16 protein-coding genes are annotated in these 21,521 nt (G+C 50.6%); 5 read left to right on the forward strand and 11 right to left on the reverse strand.

The genetic code is table 11. From position 1 onward, the window contains the following. Window positions 1-12: 12 nt before the first annotated feature. Window positions 13-1,443 carry a 6-phospho-beta-glucosidase gene (locus tag CMR03_RS13020; protein ID WP_096011646.1) on the forward strand — a complete coding sequence of 477 codons (1,431 nt, stop codon included), beginning with the start codon at window positions 13-15 and terminating at the stop codon, window positions 1,441-1,443. Between the two features lie 115 nt (window positions 1,444-1,558). Here the strand turns inward: CMR03_RS13020 and CMR03_RS13025 are convergent, their stop codons facing one another. Next, the gene (locus tag CMR03_RS13025) at window positions 1,559-3,325 is read right to left on the reverse strand and encodes a sensor domain-containing phosphodiesterase (RefSeq protein WP_096011647.1); all 1,767 of its coding nucleotides are present in this window, start codon (window positions 3,323-3,325) and stop codon (window positions 1,559-1,561) included. 838 nt (window positions 3,326-4,163) lie between these two features. Between CMR03_RS13025 and CMR03_RS13030 the strand changes: the two genes are divergently transcribed. Then, complete coding sequence (locus tag CMR03_RS13030; RefSeq protein ID WP_096011648.1) at window positions 4,164-4,403, forward strand: hypothetical protein; 240 nt, start codon at window positions 4,164-4,166, stop codon at window positions 4,401-4,403. A 278-nt stretch (window positions 4,404-4,681) separates the two neighbouring features. Here the strand turns inward: CMR03_RS13030 and CMR03_RS13035 are convergent, their stop codons facing one another. Together CMR03_RS13035 and CMR03_RS13040 are read right to left on the reverse strand one after the other, a co-directional pair. After that, window positions 4,682-5,452, reverse strand: coding sequence for a DeoR/GlpR family DNA-binding transcription regulator (locus tag CMR03_RS13035; protein WP_096011662.1), 771 nt, complete (start codon window positions 5,450-5,452; stop codon window positions 4,682-4,684). Between the two features lie 524 nt (window positions 5,453-5,976). Continuing rightward, entirely contained in the window at window positions 5,977-7,170 is a 1,194-nt protein-coding gene (locus CMR03_RS13040) for a diguanylate phosphodiesterase (protein WP_096011649.1), read from the reverse strand. Between the two features lie 693 nt (window positions 7,171-7,863). Between CMR03_RS13040 and CMR03_RS13045 the strand changes: the two genes are divergently transcribed. After that, the gene (locus CMR03_RS13045) at window positions 7,864-9,639 is read left to right on the forward strand and encodes an EAL domain-containing protein (protein WP_096011650.1); all 1,776 of its coding nucleotides are present in this window, start codon (window positions 7,864-7,866) and stop codon (window positions 9,637-9,639) included. A gap of 62 nt (window positions 9,640-9,701) precedes the next feature. On the opposite strand, the gene CMR03_RS13050 is transcribed toward CMR03_RS13045, so the two are convergent. The 5 genes from CMR03_RS13050 to CMR03_RS13070 form a co-directional block, all read right to left on the reverse strand. Next, window positions 9,702-10,373, reverse strand: a complete 672-nt coding sequence (locus CMR03_RS13050; protein ID WP_063877094.1) for a hypothetical protein — start codon at window positions 10,371-10,373, stop codon at window positions 9,702-9,704. Window positions 10,374-10,643: 270 nt separating this feature from the next. Further along, window positions 10,644-11,156, reverse strand: a complete 513-nt coding sequence (locus CMR03_RS13055; RefSeq protein ID WP_096011651.1) for a GrpB family protein — start codon at window positions 11,154-11,156, stop codon at window positions 10,644-10,646. Window positions 11,157-11,171: 15 nt separating this feature from the next. Beyond that, window positions 11,172-12,044: a 23S rRNA pseudouridine(2604) synthase RluF gene (rluF, locus tag CMR03_RS13060; protein WP_063876980.1), complete on the reverse strand. Its 873-nt coding sequence runs from the start codon at window positions 12,042-12,044 to the stop codon at window positions 11,172-11,174. A 196-nt stretch (window positions 12,045-12,240) separates the two neighbouring features. Beyond that, window positions 12,241-14,217, reverse strand: a complete 1,977-nt coding sequence (locus CMR03_RS13065; RefSeq protein ID WP_096011652.1) for an autotransporter outer membrane beta-barrel domain-containing protein — start codon at window positions 14,215-14,217, stop codon at window positions 12,241-12,243. A gap of 295 nt (window positions 14,218-14,512) precedes the next feature. Next, entirely contained in the window at window positions 14,513-15,391 is an 879-nt protein-coding gene (locus tag CMR03_RS13070) for a MurR/RpiR family transcriptional regulator (protein ID WP_096011653.1), read from the reverse strand. 552 nt (window positions 15,392-15,943) lie between these two features. Between CMR03_RS13070 and CMR03_RS13075 the strand changes: the two genes are divergently transcribed. Beyond that, on the forward strand, window positions 15,944-18,022 hold the full coding sequence (locus tag CMR03_RS13075) for a TonB-dependent siderophore receptor (RefSeq protein WP_371873644.1): 2,079 nt from the start codon (window positions 15,944-15,946) through the stop codon (window positions 18,020-18,022). Next, complete coding sequence (locus CMR03_RS13080) at window positions 18,009-19,145, forward strand: ABC transporter substrate-binding protein (protein ID WP_371873641.1); 1,137 nt, start codon at window positions 18,009-18,011, stop codon at window positions 19,143-19,145. The genes CMR03_RS13075 and CMR03_RS13080 overlap by 14 nt, the downstream gene beginning before the upstream one ends. 51 nt (window positions 19,146-19,196) lie before the next feature. Here CMR03_RS13080 and CMR03_RS13085 read toward each other — a convergent pair whose 3' ends face one another. The 3 genes from CMR03_RS13085 to CMR03_RS13095 all read right to left on the reverse strand — a co-directional run. Further along, window positions 19,197-20,174, reverse strand: a complete 978-nt coding sequence (locus tag CMR03_RS13085; protein ID WP_096011655.1) for an XdhC family protein — start codon at window positions 20,172-20,174, stop codon at window positions 19,197-19,199. Continuing rightward, window positions 20,171-20,770 (reverse strand): nucleotidyltransferase family protein, encoded by a 600-nt coding sequence (locus tag CMR03_RS13090; RefSeq protein WP_096011656.1) that lies wholly within the window; start codon window positions 20,768-20,770, stop codon window positions 20,171-20,173. Before CMR03_RS13090 ends, CMR03_RS13085 begins: the two co-directional genes overlap by 4 nt. Window positions 20,771-20,772: 2 nt before the next feature. After that, on the reverse strand, window positions 20,773-21,521 hold a 749-nt coding region (locus CMR03_RS13095; RefSeq protein WP_141248563.1), incomplete at its 5' end, for a xanthine dehydrogenase family protein molybdopterin-binding subunit.

The raw sequence follows: 21,521 nt of genomic DNA on the forward strand, positions 1-21,521 counted from the left end.
AAAGAGGATTTCATGTCTGAATCACGATTCCCGCAAGGATTTTTATGGGGCGGTGCCTTATCCGCAAATCAGTCAGAAGGCGCTTTTCTTGAAGGCGGGAAAGGATTAACCACCGTTGACATGCTCCCCATCGGGCCTGCACGTATGCCGGTCAAGCTGGGTCAGGAAAAACGTGACGCACTGCGGGACGATGAATTCTATCCCAGCCACACTGCGATCGATTTTTATCATCGTTATCGTGAAGACATCGCTTTAATGGCAGAAATGGGCTTTACGGTTTTTCGGACGTCGATTGCCTGGAGCCGTATTTTTCCGCGCGGCGATGAAGTCACGCCCAATGAAGAGGGGCTGGCTTTTTATCGTGACATGTTTACCGAATGTCGCAAGTACGGCATTGAACCCTTAGTGACGCTTTGCCATTTTGATGTACCTATGCATCTGGTTACGCAATACGGTTCGTGGCGCAATCGTAAAATGATCGATTTTTTTGCCCGTTATGCACGCAGTTGTTTTGAGGCGTTTGATGGTTTAGTGAAGTACTGGCTGACCTTTAATGAAATAAATATCATGCTGCACAGCCCTTTTTCGGGCGCAGGACTGGTATTTGAACCGGGTGAAAACAGTGAGCAGGTTAAATATCAGGCCGCTCACCATGAGCTGGTGGCAAGCGCGCGGGTGACAAAAATAGCTCATGAAATCAACCCGGATAATCAGATTGGCTGCATGCTGGCTGGCGGCAATTTTTATCCCTGGTCGAGCAAACCTGACGATGTCTGGGCGGCGCTGCAAAAAGATCGTGAGAATCTGTTTTTCATTGATATTCAGGCGCGGGGTGCCTATCCCGCCTACTCTGCTCGCCTTTTCCGCGAGAAAGGCATCCAGATTGAAATGGCAGAAGATGATGCTGATGTACTCATGAACACCGTCGATTTCGTGTCATTCAGTTACTATGCTTCCCGTTGTGCGTCCGCCGATATGAATGAGCAGAACAGCAGCGCGGCAAACGTGGTGAAATCCCTTACGAATCCGCATATTCAGCGTAGTGAATGGGGCTGGGGCATCGATCCGCTTGGACTCCGCATCACCATGAACATGATGTACGACCGTTACCAGAAGCCGCTTTTCCTGGTGGAGAATGGCCTGGGCGCACGCGATGAGGTCAATGATGAGGGCGAAATTATTGATGATTATCGCATCAGCTATTTGCGTGAGCACATTCGGGCCATGGGAGAGGCGATAGGTGATGGGATACCAGTAATCGGCTACACCACGTGGGGCTGTATTGACCTGATTGCCGCCTCAACGGGTGAGATGAGTAAACGCTATGGGTTTGTGTATGTCGATCGTGACGATCGTGGACAAGGCACGCTGGCCCGGCGGCGAAAAAAATCCTTCTGGTGGTATAAAAAAGTGATTGCCAGTAACGGCAGCGATCTGGATTGACGGCACAACGCGCATTCACCTTATTGCTGCCCGAGTGCGCGTTGTGCAAAACGCCCTGTACTCAGCTTGACTGACCGTACTGAGAAGGCGACAGATACTGTCGCCTTTATCGCGTTTACTTCTGCAGTAACCAGTGTTCGATATCGCTGGCTGGAAGCGGTTTCGAAAAGAAGTAACCCTGGATTTGATCGCAGCCGTATTGCTTCAGCAAACTCAGTGTGGCTTCTGTTTCTACACCTTCTGCCAACACCGTATAGTCCAACTCCTTCAACATCTGGATAATGCTTCTGACGATAATTCTGGAGGCAGAATCGCTATCCATCCGACTGATTAAAGACATATCGACCTTAATCACATCTAACGGAATTTCCTGCAGGTAACTAATGTTGCTGTAGCCTGTACCGAAATCGTCCAGTGAGATAATAAACCCGTGGGCTTTAAGCGCTTCGAGTCCATTAATCGCCACATCGCTTTCCGTTATCAACTCATTTTCCAGACATTCCACGCCCATTAATGATGTTGGCAATTCTGCAGCCTGCATCTTACTGGCTAAACTGGAAGCAAACTCCGCTCTGGAAAAGTCACGTTCGCTGACGTTGACGGATACCGGGATTAATTCAAATTCTTTATTCCACTGCGTTAACTGAATGATGACGCGATCGATAACCCAGTCAGTCAGCACCGAAATCAGGTTAGTTTTTACGGCCAACGGTATAAAGTCGACGGGAAACAGCTCGCCTCTTTCCGGATGGTGCCAGCGAATTAATGCCTCAAGCCCAACGGTTTTTCCCGTCTTTAAGCACACCTTTGGCTGATACGCGAGGTACAGGCCTTCGTCTTTTTTAAGCGCCTGGGCCAGATCGTTCATAATCAAGAAATCTTCCGTGCGCCGCGAATCGTATGCATGATCGAACGTCATAGCACCACCGTTCTGGTGAATACATTCGTGCAACGCACTGACCGCCTGACGGACAACTTCATTTGCATCAATATCGCGGGAAACAAACTCGGTCTCGCCTGCATAAACGTCGATATCAATGGTGATGTTATCCGCTAAATCTGCTTTAAGGTTGGTTAACACCTCAATGGTACTTTGCGCGCTATAGCCGCCAAAATAAGGCTGGATTAATGCAAAGCGCCCCGGTGCAAATGAATAAAGCATGTCATCTGGCTGAAGCTGAAGACGAGCGCTGACCAGCCCGGCAATTTGCCTGAGTAAGTTTTCCACTGGCGCAATGCCAAAGGTACGTGATAACTCATATGCCTGGGGAATATCAATACAGTCGATAAGGATCATGCGAAAACGACGATCGGGATTGCTGACGGCCAGCTGTTGCATGTCGCGAATCAGGCGTGGCCGGTTCGGTAGATGCGTAATCAGATCGGTGAAACTGGCAAGATTCCATGCATCCAGAAAGGATGTCACCAGTCTTGCCAGCGACTTCAGTGTTTCCAACTGCTCATCACTAAACGTATGAGGCTGCGTATCGGTCACGCAAAGCGTCCCTAACACCAGCCCTTCCAGATTGTATAACGACACGCCCGCATAAAACCGGATGTGAGGTTCACCCTCAACTAAGGGATGAAAAGTGAAGCGGCTGTCTTGCAATGTATCCTGTACAACGAGCTGCCCGTCGCCATCAATAACATGACGACACAAGGAAACTTCGCGTGCTGATTCTTTGAGGTTAAAGTTGCGGGAAACCTTAATATACTGATTTTTATCATCAATAATTGAAATAAAACTGCCTGAAATACCCAGCGCCTGCGCGGCAAGATGAACAAATTTTTCCAGCACCTCATCCCTGGTAATATCAGGTGACAAAAGTGCTTTAACCGCTTTAAGACGATTTTCGTCATTGCCACTTTGATTATCGTGCACAACAGCCTCCCCTTGTGCGGGTGCAAAAAACGCAGAAAAACAATTTAGCTTAAATTTAAATATTTAGCGCCATATTAACCGACAATTTATAGCAAACAGGGGCCATGTGCGACTGTATAACATGCGCGAAACTGTTTTCAGAAATTTTTAACATGATACCGTGCTGCCAGCATCGGGTTTGCCGTTTCTCTGAACAACAGTGGCGATTAATAACCCATAAAAGCGGTAATTAAATAATCGCGCAAATAATAACAATTGTTATTACTTTTATGATTACCATCAATCCCTTAAAGGCGCTTGCCGTTAATCCTGATGGCCTGAGAGATAATACCAGAATCCTTTTAATTCAAGTTGTTAATTCTGTGAAATTGATCTCTTTGGGTCGTGTTGCCCAACCTGTTACCGCGACATCTTCATTGCGTTGCTGAAGTCAAAATCGTCGCTCAGTGACAAGATCACAACGCGCAGTAAAGGATTAGTGAAGCCAACATCCATAACCGCGCCCCTGTGTGTGCATAGCTGCATAAATAATTTGCGGATGGAGCAAGGCCTGGCCGCTTAAGGCGGCTTTTCCATTGTGCGCGGAGGCGGTTGTCGATGCAGACTGTAGCAGCCCTTCTGTCATCGCCCCTCACTTTCCTTTAGATCTCTGTGTGAACAGACTTCGAAATCTTCCCTTCACGTAGTAAGCTACGCCCTTACAGCCAACATGGGCTATCTTCCCCTGACCGTTCTGCAACGACGAATACTCACGGGCGCCTGTTTGACCACGATTAACTGATTTAAACCCCCAGCGCCTCTTCAGGGTTGCTGGTCAGGGTTGTTCAGGAATGGAAGTATGCTTACCGAAGAACAGTTGAATGATATTGTCAGTCGCCCGGATGGGGTTTCACATCAGGTTGTGGCAATGGCAAAAGAGTTACTCGCGTACCGTGCCGCTTTTGCGCATCCTTACGCGGTCATAGAGCCTTTGGGAATGACCTATATTGGCGACGAAAATGCGGCGATGGTCTGGCATCCAAAACATGTTGAAGAAGGTGACACCTGTCTGTATCTGAAACCCCGTATCGAAGCCTAGTGGTGACACTGCGATGCTGATCGTTGCACCAATGCGCCAGAGTAGCCATGACAGATGGCTTATTTCAGGATCAGAGAGAACATGCATCTTTCAGATTGCCCATTAATTTCACCATCACCATTCACGCCTTGCGCTGTGCTGCCGTTCGCTTTTACAGACGAGGATTACACCAGGGCGCGAAGGTTTCAGCGATATTCACGCAAGCGAGCCGTCACTGCGTCAGGCTACCTCCACGAATACCTGTTGAGCAGGCTGCCTGATTAGCACAATGAGGCTGTTTATAACGGATCTGCGATGGTCAGCGTCGGCGTCAGTTTTGACTGAAGCGCTTGCCTGATCTCAACGTCCAGATTAGCATCGGTGACAATATCGGTGAGCTCATTTAAATGCACCACATTGAAGAGTGACCATGCCCCATATTTTGAGCTGTCCGCCAGTAAAATCCGGCGATGAGCGTTCATTATCAGATCGTGTTTCAGTGCCGCTTTTTCTTCTGTCGGGGAAGTTACGCCTTTAGCGAGGTCCCAGCCGTTGCCACTCAGAAACGCAATATCAGGATGAATATTGTTGAGCATTTTACGCCCGTGATCGCCAATACAGGACTGGCTGCTCTCATCAATGCGCCCACCGATTATTGTCACTTCGATTTGTTTGAACTCTGAGAGAAACAGGGCGATGTGTAAGTCATTGGTAATCACGCGCAACGGCATATGGGTAATTTGCCGGGCCAGTTCAAACATCGTGGTGCCCGCATCCAGAATGACAGCATCGCCGGCTTTAACAAAGCTGGCCGCCACGCGCGCGATAGCATGTTTTTCCACCAGATTACGCGAGGACTTTTCCAGCGTGGTCGGCTGAGAAGGGATAAACCGATTCAGTGTCACACCGCCATGTGTTCGGCTGACAACACCTTCGTGATCGAGTTTAATCAGATCGCGTCTGATCGTTGCCGGTGAGGCACCCGTTACCGTAACAAGCTGCTCAACTGTGACCAGATTATTCCCTTTGAGGTAATTCATTATCGATTCTAAACGGCTGTTTTCTTTCATATTATAAATGCCCGATAAGGTTTTTATTTTCCGTAATGCCGCTATGATCGCAAACTGTGCTTTTTCTGTCCAGGCAATCTCGGAAAAGAGGATTGCGCCGACGCATTTGTAAGTGTGAATGGTTGTTTTGGCACAACGGCTCATTCGCAAAATGCGAAAGACGGCATTAGGTGCAGCGAAGAGAAAACATCCCGCTCTTTTCAGGAAAATTAATCCCGTAAATAATGTCGGTGCGCCTGGCTAATTTTATTTGCCGTTTAAAAGTCCGGTATTTTCTCAGCTGTATGTCTTTTCATATAACGCTTATAACGCACGAATAAAGACAGCTATCTCGGTAAACAGGCGGGCGAACGTTATATCCAGAGCAGGTTTTATCTGGGTATCAAAGGGGAATGTAGAGCGTACAACGTGGGGAGCATCATGATTGAAGTCAAAGGGGAATGAGAGCAGCGATCCATGCTGCTGTTGATATATCGCAAAGCGTTTAATAGCTGCGCTATTCGCCGCGAGGCGATAGGGCAACACTACATAGCATCACGATATTCAGGCCAGGCAACCGCATCGGCATGACCCGAACCTGCAGAGGCAAACAGACTGCCCTGGAAGTTGATAATGCCCGCCGCTTCAAGCCACATCCACTCCTCGGCCTTAACGATACCAGCAGCGATCACCGTGATCTCTAAGGCAGAACAGCATTTGATAATCGCCTGGACAACCGCCTGCTTAGGGCCGCTCCGATGAACATCCGTTGTAATACTGGAATCGATACGAATGCGATCGGGCTGGATGTGTGTCAGTAACGACAGGCCAGCTGATCCCGCACCAAAGTTATCGACGGACAAACTGATACCTGCGGCTTTGAGCTGCCTGACGGCAACGGAAAACGCTTCGAGTCTGGAGATGACTTCGGTTTCGCTCACGCCAAGCACCACCTGTTCCGGGACTAATCCGGCCGCATTGATTGTCGAGACAATCTTTGCAACCGCATCCGGCACCACCACCAGCGTCATGGGAAGCAGGCTGACATACAGGGTCATTTCATCCGGACAGGCCCTGCCCGCCATGTCGAAAGCCTTGATCACCGCCTCGAGGTCAGCATCATGTAACGCTTGCTCGGAGCCGTTCTGGTCGGTGCCACGATGACGCGTATCCGTGATTGCCTCAATCGCTGTGACCTGTCTGGCAAGAGGATCGACCACCGGGCGGAAACTAATACCGGAGGAAGCGGGTTTTGCCGTACTCATCGCAGGACGATCGGGAATAAACTCCCAGTATTCGGATGGCAAAACCTCGTAATAGTTTTCTTTCTCACGCGCTTCGACAAAGGTACGCAGAAACTGCAACGCCCTGTCAGCGTAGGTCAGTTGGTACTTAGACGTGCCTTTATCGAGTACAGCCTGAAGCACGGTTGAACGATCGTGCTGGCGTAAATCAAACAGCTCCATACCGGCATTACCAAACCGACGGGATGGTGCGTAGTCACGCATCAATTCAACCACGTTGTGATGGCGGCGAGCGGCACAGATGCGCTGGTAAACGGCAAGCACGCCCTCTTCAGGGCCTTCCAGTAACTGGAAAAAATGGGTGCCATTAAAGAGCAAAATGCCGGTCACTTCATGGGAAGCATTGAATATGCTGGCATCGTCCACCATGTCAGGAAGCGTCTTAACGGGCACGTCATCTGAGATGTGGCTGCGATAAATAATTGTGGTCAGCAAAGGGCAGCTCCAACGTCATCGTGATTGAGGCTGTTAGCTTATCAGTTATTGTCCTGATATGCAGGTATCGGTTGGGAGATGAGCACGATAATTTACATTAATATGCAACAGAAATGATTCTCAGGTAAGACAACGCACAGGTTGGCCCTGTAAAAAGGTTATCACCTCAATGATTAATTTTATTTATTTAATGTCGCATTTCCCATTTCACGCATTCAGAGATAATGCTGCGGCTCAGGGCTGTTCATAACCCCCTGCCCGCTGTTAATCATGATTAATCCCTTGTATTAACGGCTAATTTCACAAAAACCCCAGAATGCGGCGATGTGGTACACTAACTTATGACGTTTACCCGGTTATTCTCACGCCCGATCATACATTAACAAAAGCAAACTATAGAGTTAATTTAATTTAGCGCACAATATTAAGTGAACGCGACCCTGTTTAATTAAATAACTGCAATGTTATTTAACCTTACTGGCCAGAAAAAACCTTTTAAAAATGACACTGACGCCAATGATAATTTTAATTTGCGTTAAGTGGGCAGGGATAAAAAAATAATTACGCCTTGACCCTTCTAAAGAAAAAATTAATTTAATTGCTTTTGCCTTTTATAATGATTGGGCTTTATTTTCGCTATTTATCGTACACTCTTCTTTTGCAGTTTCATTGAGCAAACGGGCAGGAGCGGAAATGTCTACGGAATCTAGCGACAAGGAACATCACCGCACCAGTGCAACAAAAGCACTTAGTCTTTCCGATCGGGGCCGGGATGAGGTGCTGAAAAAATTCTTGCGTCTGGCCAGTCAACTGCTGGGTATCAATGGAAGTTACATTACTGTTCTGAACGATGACCAGCATATTGTTCGCGCCAACTATAATATTGAGCTGCAGGATACGTCACGCGAGCAAGCGCTGTGCCGATATGTTGTGGAAGGCGGCGCAACGGTCATTGTACCGGACACCACCTGCGATTCACGTTTTGCCCATCATCCACTGATCAGGCATGCACCTTTCATCCGCTTTTATGTAGGTACGCCGCTAAAAAACCGCAATGGCCAGATACTGGGCACGCTGTGTTTGACGGATACAGTGCCGCGCCCTTTCAATGACCAGCAAAAAAAAATAACAGAATCCCTGGCTGGGTTAATCATCGCTTTTCTTGATGCCTGGCACTCCGCGGCTTTCATCGAACCGGTTACCGGGTTAGCCAACCGCGAACGTCTTATTCGCGATATACAGCACCTTGCCACCCAAAAGGATAAATCGCTGCGCCGTCTGGTGTTGATTGATTGTATCGATATGTCCCGCGCGTTTGAGTTATCCCGATCGTTGGGCATGGCCGCGCTGGAGTCACTGCTGAAAGATGTCGCGACACTATTGCTGTTACGCCTTCGGCCAACTAATGGCTGCCAGTTTTACACTATCGCAACAGGACGTTTTGCTATTTTAACCCAGGCTGACAGCCCCGTGAGTGCAACCTGGGTAGCTGAGCGACTGGGAGCGATCAGCGCTGATATGGGCGACGGTCTGACCATGGCGCTGACGACCTATACGGAGCAAACTGATTTTATTGCCAGCGATGCGCCGCCTTATGAAGTCCTCCGACGGGCAGTCAATGCGCTGGAGTACATCAGCGGACAGACATTATCTCAGGTTCGTTTTGATGAAATCAGCGACATAAGCTGCGCGACTGATGTCACCTTGATGAGCGACCTGGCAGAAGCCTTACGGCACAATCACGGCTTATTCTTGGTTTTTCAGCCCAAAGTCTGTATTAAAAGTGGTAAACCCGTTGGTCTTGAAGCACAGGTGCGTTGGCATCATCCGTTACGCGGTGAGCTGTTAGCAGATCACTTTGTCGCTCTGGCTAAAGGGACGGAACTTGATACGCAACTGACAACCTGGCAGGTCGACAGCGCCATTTCCCGCCTTAAACGTTTACGACATCATCATGTCCAGTTGCCAATAACAATCAGTATTAATGAGCGAGATATTGCTGACAGCACGTTTGCAGAAAAACTGGCTGAAAAAATGCTCAAGGCCGCCCTTCCCACATCAATGCTTATCATCAACATATTGAAAACCGAGCATATGATTGACAGTCCAACCGCTATGCTCGGACTGGAAATGCTCAGGCTTTCAGGCTTCAGCATGTCATGGGAAGATACGGCTAAGGGCTACAGCAAAATACGTTACCTACGACAGAGCCCGCCTGAAGTCATAAAACTTGATAACGTACTGGCAAAAGAACTTAATGCCAGGATCACGTCACGTCTGATTGCCCACAGCATTTTTACTACCTTAAAAGCGCTCAATACCCTTGTGCTGGCCGATGGAAAAGATTACCCGCCATCGGTTTCTCCGCCTTTAGAAGACCGTGACGATGTTGCACGTGAGTATTTTAATATAAAGCCAATGGCTGAGACGGAGCTTGATACCTGGCTTAAATGGAAGCTGCCTGGCTGAGACCCTGGATAATGACGTTTTAACCAGAGCAGGTTTCTGCCCACTCCGCGCTCGCCGTTTTTTTATTTCCTTGCCAGGTAACGTTTACTGTCACGAGCCTGAATACGCGCGGCCGTTGGCGAAGGGAAAATATAATTAAACAGGTCACGATACAGGCCCAGATGTTTAATCACGCCTTCACGAATGTTTTTGGTGATGTCATTGACCAAAAAGTCGCTCGTGGTATTGAAACTTCCCATTTTAAAAAAGGCTTTATCAAAAACGGTAATAGTACCTTCCCATTTCATATGATATTCATCTCGGGCGACATCATGGGTGGCAATAAACAGGCCTTTATGTGTTTTTACACCGTGGTTACCCACATACGTCACCTGTGAATCGTAGCCACGCTTGTTGCGCCAACGGCAAAATTCATAAGGCACATCATAATGCGGCAAAATAAAATCGGGACAGCGAAAATTCTCATCACTCAATAAGCCGTCCAGCGTGACGGAAAAATGCAAAAAATCCTGCATGAAATCGAACTGTCGGGTTTTAGTTAATTCAACGTTGATGGTGAAATGACCTGAGTGCACATACCAGTAATTAGTAAATCCATTCACGAGAATACAAAATACCTGCCAGTCACTGAGCCGTCGATCCCCGGCTAATCCTCTGAAACGGCTGATCATCAACCTTGATTTCGGGTTCTGATACGCCTTAAGCAACGGATCATTCATACCTTTCAGTAACATCAGGCCCACTCCTTTGTTATTTGGCTTATCCTGCCATGCCGTTTTCATCCTGAAAAGGTGGCGTCCTCTGATTGTGCGGCGTTAAGCACGGCTTCAGTAATGCTTTAATCACTCGCGCGCTACACAGGTATCTTCACCCCATCCTGTCCGTTGTTTTTGTATGAGGCTACGGATTTCAGGCGCGCTTATTTCCTGAGCAGGCAAGCACACGCAGGGCTGAAACGGTTGTCGGGCGTCAGCGGATATAGCGTTAAAATTTGAGCGGATAAATCAGAATGGGAATATGGCTAATGCCCGTTGCTGATGACAGGCAATAAAATCATGTTTCAATTGACCGTAAATCTTGATGTCGCCCTGACAGGCAAGTTGTGCAGCGCGTTTAACCGCCGCATATTCATCCCGTACCTTTGGAGAGTGACGTAAATAATCCCGAAAGGCGAGATGCCGCCTGATATCGGGGCTGCCAGAGATAAAAGCATGAATGTGGTGGGTCCGCGCCTCCGCACCTTTCGTGAAATAGCGTCTCCCCGGCATCCCGTTTTCTCCGCGCGATTGGTAGCCCATCAGTATTAGCGCCTCAGCAGTCGGGGAGTCATGATTTAACACTTCTGTCAACATATCGATGACGGGTTTTGCCGCTAAGCCTTCCACAGCTGTACTGCCAATGTGATGGATAGTCACAAGCGTGTCGCCCAGCGCCGCCGCAACAGCGGCAGCTTCAGTTGAAAAGTGATCTGCCCATTCAGGCCGGTATTCACTGATAATTAGCGGGCGTGGACGCATTGACAGGCACCTGTGTTAACGCCCTTTTTTCTTACGGCCGGGCTGGTTGAAACGCTTGCGCGACGCAGATTTATCCTCGGTCTTATCACCCTGCTTAGGTGCACTTTTCATCGGCTTTTTCGCCGCCGGACTTTTTTGTGATGTTTTCTTCGCTGGTTTTTCATCCGAGGATGAGTTTTCCAGTAATTTGAACAGCTCGACTAATTCATCATCCGTCAGATCGCGCCATTCACCCAAGGGAATGCCCTTGAGATTGACGTTCATGATGCGCGTGCGTTCAAGCTTCGTCACTTCATAGCCAAAGTGTTTGCACATGCGACGGATTTGCCGGTTAAGCCCCTGAACCAGCGTAATACGAAACACATAAGGCGCTTCTTTCTTTACTTTGCATTTTTTGGTCACCGTTCCCAACATAGGAACGCCTGCCGCCATGCCCGCAATAAACTCATCGGTAACAGGTTTATCGACGGTAACCACATATTCCTTTTCGTGGTTATTGCCGGCACGTAAAATTTTATTGACCAGGTCGCCGTGGTTGGTCAGAAAAATTAAGCCCTGGGAATCTTTATCAAGACGACCAATAGGAAACACGCGTTTGCTGTGATTAACAAAGTCACTGATATTATCGCGCTCACCCTCTTCCATGGTGGTAATAATCCCGGTGGGCTTGTTCAGTGCAATCAGCACTAAATCATCTTCATCACGTGGCTCAATTAACTGACCATTCACTTTTACGACATCGCCGGCAAAAACCTGGGCACCCACCGCGGCGCGTTTGCCATTGATGAAAACGTTACCCTGTTCGATAAAGCGATCGGCATCGCGACGAGAGCATATTCCGCTCTCACTGATGTATTTATTGAGCCGTGTAGATGAATTGGTCAGCATGGTTCCTCCAAAAACGCGAACTATACCTTACCAAAACACGCTTGCGAAGCGGGTGGCGTCAAACTTTCTGTGCCACCTGCCCTGTCCCACCGGAAGTTATCATTGCACGCCATGACGTCATTGCAACGGATGAATTGGCCCGGCTCAGTCTGATAAGTAAGAATAAAATGTCTCGCGTCCCTGCGAATCACTCACCCTAAAAGCGTGCGCTCAGACCCAGGTTCCATGTGACTTCATGATAATCACTGGCACCCGCCACCGTCGATACGGCGGCATAAGCGGTTACCGTATCGCCGAAGGGTACGTTCGCGCCAACAGCCATATCCACCCAGTCTTTATCCTGGCCTGCACTGTTACGTCGGAAGGCAGTACGGGTCGATTTTAAACCTGCGCTCACTGAGGAGTCAGTATCTCCAAACTGATGGTTATAACTCACCTGCGCCCATGGATTGATCCATAAGCCTTTGGTGTCGACACGCCAACCTGCTGCGCCAACTTGTGAGTGCCGGGTTTGCCCGGAGAACCGCATCGCACTGCTGCTGTCGCCGAGCTCCTGGTAACCGTCCGCCTTAACATAGTCCAGCGCATAGCTGGCAACGGGCCCGGTGGTGACCACATTGCCTAACGGTAAATCCCAGCCCGTTTGCAGCCGCATCCCCATGAGTTTTCCTGCGCTGCTTCCCTGTTCTGTGCGGGTAGCGGGCCCGAGTTTAATCTGACGTTCTATCCCGTCATAATCCAGATCCGCATAGTGAACATCGGCGTTCACCCACAGCTGATCCAATAGCTGAAGCTGGCTCCAGAGCGCGACCATGTTGCCACGAAGCCGGTAATCATAACGATCAGAGGGCTGCTGCCGTTGACTGGCAGTCGACAGCAATGCCCCCGCCTGCCAGTTATCGGTGAGCTGATAACCGATGCCAACAGACAGATTAGCGGTATCGGTGTCGCCATCGTTAAAAACATCATCTTTGTTGCGGGCGTGCTGACCGGCATAACCGCCAAACACCGTGAACTGACCTGCTTCTGAAGCTTGCTTGCGCTGTTGCTGTAAATGACCATCCAGTGTGTTGTGCATATCATGCAGCATGGCCAGGGGTGCCTGGGTCAGCACAGCCACCTGGGCGGGCGCATCCAGAATCGACTGGATGTAGTCAGCGATAATGGCATGTACGGCAGGACTGGGATGAAGACGATCGGCAAACAGATAATTTTGCTGGGATGAAAAACCCGCTGTTGCTGAGGTACAGTTTACGGAAGAAGTGCCGGGTGGACAGGCCATGCCTGCCGTATTACTCAGCCCGTACAGGGCGGGATTTTGGATGACTTCACTGAAGAGTCCATTGATATCCACCCGAACAATATTTCCCTGGGTGGTTGCCAGTGCGTTTTCTTCAAGCTGGTTATACCGCGCGGTCAGTGCTGCCGCCTGACCGCTCAGCTGCTGCCATGCTGCAAATAACTGTTGCGCAATCAGGTCGCGAACCGCGGGCACACTTGAAAGTTGCGCGGCGGCCTGATTAAACGCAGCCTGAATGGCCTGCTGTCGCGCTGCATTATCAGGCGTGGCTGCCGCGTCCAGAGACTGAAACGCAGCAGCCACGGCAGCGGAACTGAACGGCTGAAGAATCGCCTCTATTAATGCGGGTGTCGCCCCCACATTGGGTACCGTCGGCACAATCACGGTGCCCGCGCCAGCATCAAGTAGCGCCTTGACCTGGCTGGCTGCCGCGCCTGCACTGTTATCTACAATCGATGTGGCCAATGGCGGAAGAGCAACCGCCGCCGCCAGATCGTTGCCGCCTATCCAGTGAATATACAAGCCATTGGGATCGGCCCGACCATTGGTAGAAGCCAGATAACGGGCAACCTGATCCTGAGTATTAAATTGTGGATTAAGGGCAGGCACAGCAACGGCGCCTCCTGCTGCGTAATTGCTACCGCCAGCGGAAGAGGGTTGCAATGTCAGCCCTGCTTCGCGAGCGATAATTTCATCATAAAGCAGATTATTTGCGGAATTATACGTAAACCGGCCGACGTTTCCTGTATCGCTCAGGCTGTCACCAAATACGGTAAGACTGTCCCATGCCATTACCGGCAGCGGGGTTATCAGGGCACTCATGGTGGCAAGGGCCACTAGCGACACAGGAAACCATGCACGATCTTTCTTCATGATTAGCTCCGTTCAGGGACGTAACAAGGATGGATAAATCGAAGAACAGCAAATAACGTCACGGCAGAGTAATAGCCGTTGATTGAAGAACGCTCCAGGCGAAAGCAGGCGTGTGCTCGCAAAAACAGAAATTTTTTTTAAAATTCCGAAAAATGCCAGCCCCCTGCTCATCGCTGATGCCGGGATACGTTCAAAAATGCGCCTTAACGGTTGAGGGCGACTGTTCAGCCCTGGGCCGTGGCAACGCGGGATTTGCCAGATTATCGTCCAGCTTTGTTACACCAAAACGGATGCGCTATTTCTTAGCCGCAGGCTTAAGCCCTCTGTAGAAATCCTGCAGACGTTTCATCGTTTTCACTGTGCGGTCTGGCAGGGAAGAGGCAACCGATAAAATCATCATCTCCAGGCAAACCATGACGGTGCCATGTAGCGGGATGCGGCCATTTTCTCCCCCGCGCGGAACGTGGATCACCACGTCAGCTTCCCGGGCAAAAAACGAGTCGGTGGCATTGGTGAGTAAAATAACAGGAATGCTGAGCCTTTTGGCTTCGCGTATCACGGTGCTGCCCTCACGATGCGCTGACTTCTGCGCCATCATCACCAGTACATCGCCCCGTTGCAAAGCCAACATTTGCTCCGCCAACGCAATGCCTGCACGATTAAGTGAAAACGCCGGTAAGCCAATGCGGTTTAACAGCCGGGCGCTGTAATCAGCGAGGATGCCTGAGGCATTGATCCCAAAAATGGCAACCTGACGGGCTTCGATCATCAATGAAGTCGCCTCAGCCAGCGCCTGACGGTTGTGCTCAGAAGATAAAACGTGGCACGCATGAAGATGTCCCTGCAAAACAAAGTCTATTGAGGAGGAGACATCACGCGTCACGTCATTCACCGTGGTGATCATCTTCTCTTCAGAAGACATGCCAGGCCCGAACCAGGCCTGCAGCACTTTTTTGAGATCGCGCAAACCTGAAAAACCCAGCGCCTGGATGGCACGGATAACGGTGGCGTCAGACGTATGGTTAGCAGTAGCAATTTCCATTGCCGTACTGTCAATCACCGTTTCCCGGTTGTCATTTATATAATGTGCAACCACCAGAAGGCGTGGAGAGAGTTGTTGCTCACGTGAACGTAAACGCTCACCCAATATGTCAACGCGGCTTTTAGCTTGCATTCCGATGATCGTCCGCCTTTTTTAAATAGCAAAAACACTGTGACATACCCTTTTCGTTTTCCCGGTTAACTAAGCACAGGTGAGAAAATCCCATTGCCTGAGGCTCAGTAAAGCTTTTAAGGACCCGGTTTTCTCTTTCGCTTTCCACTGATAGTAAACCTGCAAACTGTAGTCAGAAAGCCAGCAATGCGGAAAGCAGCCGTCTGCTTACCACCCATCGCCTGCCGAAATCCGTTTTGGAAAAGGGATAATTATCTTTAATTTCATTAAGTAAAAGGCAAAAACCAGCCAGGACAAAGCATTGCGGTGTGCATTTTAACATGTAGTGAAAATTCCGGTATTTCTGTTTACTACTACACCGCGCAATGGTTGAATGATTATCAATTACAAATCAGCGCGTGAACAGATCCTTTATGCTTTTCCTTCGTCGCTGAATAAATACACGCAGTCAATGTGGTTATTTACTTTATTTCTCTCTTTGATGATCAGCGAAAACAAATAATGAAAAAACGTTCCAACGATATTAAACACCTGGGAATCCAGCAGGCGGTGATGCTGGCGATCTGTTCTGGCGCGCTGCTTGCACCGGGTGAAAGCCTGGCGGCGACCAGTGATGATACGGTGACAGTAACCAGCGACGCTAACAGCAATGACGGCTATGCCGCCTCCACCAGCAGCGTTAGCACGAAAACCCCTGTGTCTCGTCTGGATGAGGCGCAATCTGTCAGTACCGTGACACAGCAACAGCTCGACGATTACCAGGCCAGCAGCCTGAGCGACGCGATGCGTTTTGTCAGTGGCGTTGCTGAGGCAAACACACTGGCGGGAACAGAAGATGGTTTTGTCCGCCGTGGGTTTGGTAGCAATTCCGATGGTTCCATTTATCGTGATGGCATCCGCAGCAGCCAGGGGTTAAATCTGGATGCCACAACGGAACGCGTTGAGGTGCTCAAAGGCTCGGCGTCTTTGCTCTACGGTATTCAGAATCCTGGTGGAGTGATCAACGTCATCAGCAAAAAGCCTCAATATTCATGGCAATCCTCGGTAAGCGGTCGCTACGCGAGTGAAGGCGGCGGTGCCGGTACGCTGGATGTGACGGGGCCGTTGGGCAATGGCTTTGCCTTCAGGCTGATCGCAGAAAAACAACGTCAGGATTACTGGCGTAATTTTGGCAGTGATGAACACTCGCTGCTGGCCCCGTCGCTGCAATGGTATGGTGAAAAAGCCAGCCTGTTAGTGAGTTACAGCGATTATCGTTATGACATTCCCTACGACCGCGGCACCGCCTTTATTAACGGCTCTCCTGTCGACCTGCCCTACAAGCAGAGACTGGATGACAAAGCCAATCATGCCTGGGGACGCAATCAGGCACTCAACGCTCATTACGACTGGCAGTTTAATGACAGCTGGAGTACGCGATTGACCCTTGGCTGGAATCAGCGCCGTTATGACAATAATGAAGTGCGGGTGACGGCGATTGATCCTGCCAGCGGCGTGGTTACGCGGCGTGCCGATGCCAACCGCGGATTTAATCAAAAAACCAACTACCTGTCGTGGGATGTGCTGGGTAATCCAGAACTTTTTGGCATGACACATGCGCTGGTATTCGGCACAGATTATGAAATGAATCAAACCTATCGTGCGCATCAGTATCAGGGCAAAAATGACCGGCGCTTCAACTATTTCAATCCGGTTTATGACATGCTGTCTCCCGTAACCGACAGCACCACTGAAAATAGCGCGAATGCCAACAACCTGAACCGTATTCACAGCCGTTCGGTTTATCTGAAAGACAGCATTTCGCTGAGTCCCGACTGGATCGCGGTGGTTGGCGGGCGATACCAACATTACGAGCAACGGGCTTCAAAAGGTTTCAACCCGGTGATTCAGACACTGGATGATGAAGGGAATAAATTCCTGCCACAAACCGGGCTGATTTATAAACTAACGCCTGATATTTCGCTTTACACCAGCATGAGTAAATCCTTCACGCCCTCAACGGATGTGGATGACGAAGGTAATGTCAGCAAGCCCGAGCAGGGAACGACCTGGGAAGTAGGAAGCAAATGGCAAATCTCCCCTCGCCTGTTCGCTTCGGTCGCGCTTTACAGAATTGATGAAAAGCAGATGTCACTCAGCATTAATGGCACGACCCGTCCTGTTAACAAAGCGCGCTCTCAGGGCGTGGAAGTTGAGCTGAATGGCGAAGTTGCGCCCGACTGGGATATCAGTGCCAATTACAGTTATGACAATGCCGAGATCGTCGATGACACGATTAATCCGGCCAACAACGGCAACCGCTTACAAAATGCGCCTGAACATGCCGGTGCGCTTTACCTGAGTCATAACCTGGTCATACCGGGTTTGCCCGGCGATTTTCGTGTCGGTGGTGGTGCACGCTATGTCGGCAGTCGTGCGGGCGATCCTGACAACAGCTTTACTTTACCGGATTACGTTGTCGCTGACGGCTTCATTGCCTGGAACACCCACCTGCTGGGCAAAAAAACTCAGTTGAGGCTTAATCTGAATAACCTGTTTAACAAACACTATTACACGTCGAGCGGCGGTAACCTGCGCGTACGTGAAGGTGAAACCCGCAACCTGATGGTACAAGCCCGTGTTGAATTCTGATTCTTTTATGAAGTTCTGGCTGCGCACGCTCCTGCTGCTGTCCGTGACAATCAGCACGCTCGCCTGGGGTAAAACGATTACCGATATCAATGGCACTCGGGTTACTGTGCCCGATCATCCCCAGCGAATCGTCCTGGGTGAGAGCAGGATGCTGTACACCTTTGCCATGCTGGAGGCCGGCAATCCTTTCAAAAGGCTGGTTGGCTGGCCGCAGGACCTGAAAAAGTACGACCGGCAGACATGGGATATTTTCGCGCACCAGTTTCCCGAGATGCTGAACATACCGTCAACAGGGCTAGATGGCACCAATGATATCAATCCTGAGCGGGTGATTGCGTTAAAACCGGACGTGGTGATCCTGCCCGAACTGGCTCGCAGCAGTGAGGCGGGGCAACGGCTGGAAGCGGTATTAAAAGCAGCCAATATTCCCGTGGTGAAAATCGATTTACGCGTACACCTCCTGCAAAACACGACGCGCAGTGTTGCCATTCTGGGAGAGGTGCTGAATCAGCGTCAGCGGGCAACGGCTTTCAATCAGTTTTATCAGCAACATATGCAGACTATTCAGCAGCGCCTTGCCGGTTTTCAGGGCCATAAACCCACCGTGCTGTTACAGCTTCACCTGGGCCGCCGAAATGAATGCTGCGTGACCGCCGTGAACGGAAGCCTTGGCGATGTGCTGTCCTTTGCGGGCGGAGACAATATTGCCAGTAAGAAGGTGCCTGGCGTATTCGGTCGGCTGAATGAAGAAACGGTGATTACCGCGAATCCGGATTATTATTTTGCGACCGGTAGCGGTGGCAGCGACGATGCTTCAGACCTTCGTATCGGTCCCGCCATCAGTCAGGCGGAAACGCGTGCGTCCCTGCAGCAGCTCACCGCGCAACAAAATGGCCTGAAGCAGCTGCGTGCGCTGCATAACGGTCATGCCGCGGCAATGTGGCATAATTTTTATCTCAGCCCCTGGCATGTTGCCGCAGCAGAGTTTTTTGCCAAAACCCTTTATCCAGACCTGTTTAATGACGTTAATCCGGAACAAACCCTGCGGCAGATCTTTAACGATTTCCTTCCCGTTCCCTATTCAGGCACCTATTTTTACTCGCTGGAGAAAGAGTCGCAGTAACCTGCGAACCGGCGGCAAGCTGCACGTAGCGCCGCCGGCCCCTCTGCTGACCTAAGCTCCATGTTGGTTTTTAATCCGTACGATATCTGCCATCACCGACAACGCAATCTCCGCAGGCGTTTTACTGCCGATGGCTATGCCAATCGGCGCGCTAATCCTGGCGAGTTCCTCCTGATCAAATCCCGCTATCGCCTGAAGGCGAGCCTTTCGTTTAGCGCTGTTTTTTTCCGATCCCATGATGCCGATATAAAATGCGTGCGTGTTGACCGCTTCCATCATGGTTAACTCATCAATACGGGGATCGTGTGTTAACGATACGATGGCAACTGAAGCATGGGCACCGTTTAACTCCAGCCAGCGTGCAGGATGCTGCGGCACAATCGTGATGTTATCTTCACCCATAAAGTGGCGTTCCAGCTCACTTAACATCTCCGGACGATGTTCACAGACCCGTACATGAAAACCCAACAGCTGGCCAAAACGAATGCATTCAAACGCAACGGCAGAATAGCCTGCCACCAACAGTTCGGGAATGGCACCCACGGGCAACACGATGTCAGGGTCCTGATAGCTGAGAACAGGTAACACGGCCGAGAGGGCCACAACGTCCCAGGATGCACGTTCGCCTGCGGACAACGTTTTTATCAGCCGGGATTTACCGATGAGCGCCTGATGCATGGCCTGTAACAGCGCGCCGCTGACAGTATCAGGGAGCAGGTATTCCACCAGCACGTCCAGCCTGCCACCACAGGGCAGTTGTACCTGGGTTTGCCGTCCACCCTCGCCATAGCGGATGACCTGGCTGTTTACCCGGTAATGTCCTTCTGCCAGACGCGCCAAAAAATCCTCTTCAATGCAGCCACCCGAAAGCGAACCACAACACTCGCCCTCCTGGTTGATGACCATCATCGTGCCGGGCGCCCGGGGCGAAGAGCCCCAGGTACGCAGTACGGTACACAACCAGACCGCCTGCCCCGCATGATGCCAGCGCAAGGCCGTGTCGATAACCCGCTGATCCAATGTAATCATAAGTGGCTCCTGACGTGCCGTAAGTCATCCGGGTAATCAATATCGTCGAGACAACCCCGATCGCTGAGCGGCACATAGCGGATTTGCTGATGTTTAAGCACGCTTTGTGCACCCACATCGCCTGTCAGCTGTTGCAACGCGGGAAAAAACGATCGCTGAAAGCCAACCGGATGACCGGGCTGGCCTTCAACCTGCGGGCGCGCAAGCGGATAAAAATGCAAAGCCTGGTTCACCGCCTGATAGCTTTCAGCGGTGAGAAAAGGCATATCTCCCAGTGCAATGATGACCGCATCATAGTCCAGACAGGCGCTGACGCCTGCCGCTATCGACTCACCCAAACCGCCACTGACACAAAATACCGGTCTTACGTCGTGCAGCAACGCATGAATGGCCTTATCTTCCGGACGCGTGACGACAATGACATCCATACCGCTTGCTTTTGCCTGTTCCAGCGTGTGCTGCAAAACGGGTTTTCCCTCCAGTACCGCCAGCAGTTTGTGGTGGCCATTTCCCTGTCGAAACCGGCGGCTCATTCCCGCCGCCGTTAGCACAATTGCCGTTTTCACACCCGCACTCCTGCCAACATCGCCGTGCATGCTTAAAGGATCTTGTCCAGCGTAATGGGCAAATCCCTGACGCGTTTACCGGTAGCGTGATAAACCGCATTGCTGATGGCCGCAGCAACGCCCACAATGCCGAGTTCACCCACCGTTTTGCCGCCCATGCTGGTGGCTTTGTAGTCAGGTTCGCCAACATCAATGGTGGTGATGGCGGGAATATCTGCATTCACTGGAATCAGGTAGTCGGCCAGGTTGTTGTTAATCACTCTGCCATTACGCGGGTCAATAATTCCGCCTTCAAGTAATGCCTGACCTACGCCCATAATCATGCCGCCCACCCACTGGCTTCGGGCGAGTTTGGGATTATAGAGCCGGCCACTGTCGAAAGCCGCGACCATGCGCTTTAGACGTATGGTGCCAAAATCTTCATCCACCCTTACTTCAACAAACTGCGCACTCCAGCTGTGAGCCGACACGTCCTGTGGTCGACTCATTTCATTCAGGCTACCGGTGACGCTGTCCCGCTCCTGCGCTGACATCTCCGGAGAGAAGGTGCCACCTTCCACGCTGAGCCCGTCCAGGTGAGCCAGCTTAATCAGTTCACTAAAGCTGACGGCCTGGGAAGGTTTGGCGGTGAGCTGTATCCCCCCGTTCGCCAGCGTGAGCCGATCCTGTGGTACGCCGGCAAGCGGAGAACCCTGGGTCTGGCTGGCCAGCGCCAGTAAACGCGCACGCAGCTTTTTCGCGGTATCGTCTACGGCGGCGGTCAGGTTTCCTGCCAGCTGAG

Source organism: Pantoea allii (assembly GCF_002307475.1).
GTDB classification, from domain to species: Bacteria; Pseudomonadota; Gammaproteobacteria; order Enterobacterales; family Enterobacteriaceae; genus Pantoea; species Pantoea allii.

Excerpts from the sequence above, each read along its gene's own strand:
- CMR03_RS13020 (WP_096011646.1), top strand. The coding sequence starts at position 13 with ATGTCTGAATCACGATTCCCGCAAGGATTTTTATGGGGCGGTGCCTTA.
- CMR03_RS13030 (WP_096011648.1), top strand. The coding sequence starts at position 4,164 with ATGCTTACCGAAGAACAGTTGAATGATATTGTCAGTCGCCCGGATGGG.
- CMR03_RS13035 (WP_096011662.1), bottom strand. The coding sequence starts at position 5,452 with ATGAAAGAAAACAGCCGTTTAGAATCGATAATGAATTACCTCAAAGGG.
- CMR03_RS13045 (WP_096011650.1), top strand. The coding sequence starts at position 7,864 with ATGTCTACGGAATCTAGCGACAAGGAACATCACCGCACCAGTGCAACA.
- CMR03_RS13050 (WP_063877094.1), bottom strand. The coding sequence starts at position 10,373 with ATGTTACTGAAAGGTATGAATGATCCGTTGCTTAAGGCGTATCAGAAC.
- CMR03_RS13055 (WP_096011651.1), bottom strand. The coding sequence starts at position 11,156 with ATGCGTCCACGCCCGCTAATTATCAGTGAATACCGGCCTGAATGGGCA.
- rluF (WP_063876980.1), bottom strand. The coding sequence starts at position 12,044 with ATGCTGACCAATTCATCTACACGGCTCAATAAATACATCAGTGAGAGC.
- CMR03_RS13065 (WP_096011652.1), bottom strand. The coding sequence starts at position 14,217 with ATGAAGAAAGATCGTGCATGGTTTCCTGTGTCGCTAGTGGCCCTTGCC.
- CMR03_RS13070 (WP_096011653.1), bottom strand. The coding sequence starts at position 15,391 with ATGCAAGCTAAAAGCCGCGTTGACATATTGGGTGAGCGTTTACGTTCA.
- CMR03_RS13075 (WP_371873644.1), top strand. The coding sequence starts at position 15,944 with ATGCTGGCGATCTGTTCTGGCGCGCTGCTTGCACCGGGTGAAAGCCTG.
- CMR03_RS13085 (WP_096011655.1), bottom strand. The coding sequence starts at position 20,174 with ATGATTACATTGGATCAGCGGGTTATCGACACGGCCTTGCGCTGGCAT.
- CMR03_RS13090 (WP_096011656.1), bottom strand. The coding sequence starts at position 20,770 with ATGCACGGCGATGTTGGCAGGAGTGCGGGTGTGAAAACGGCAATTGTG.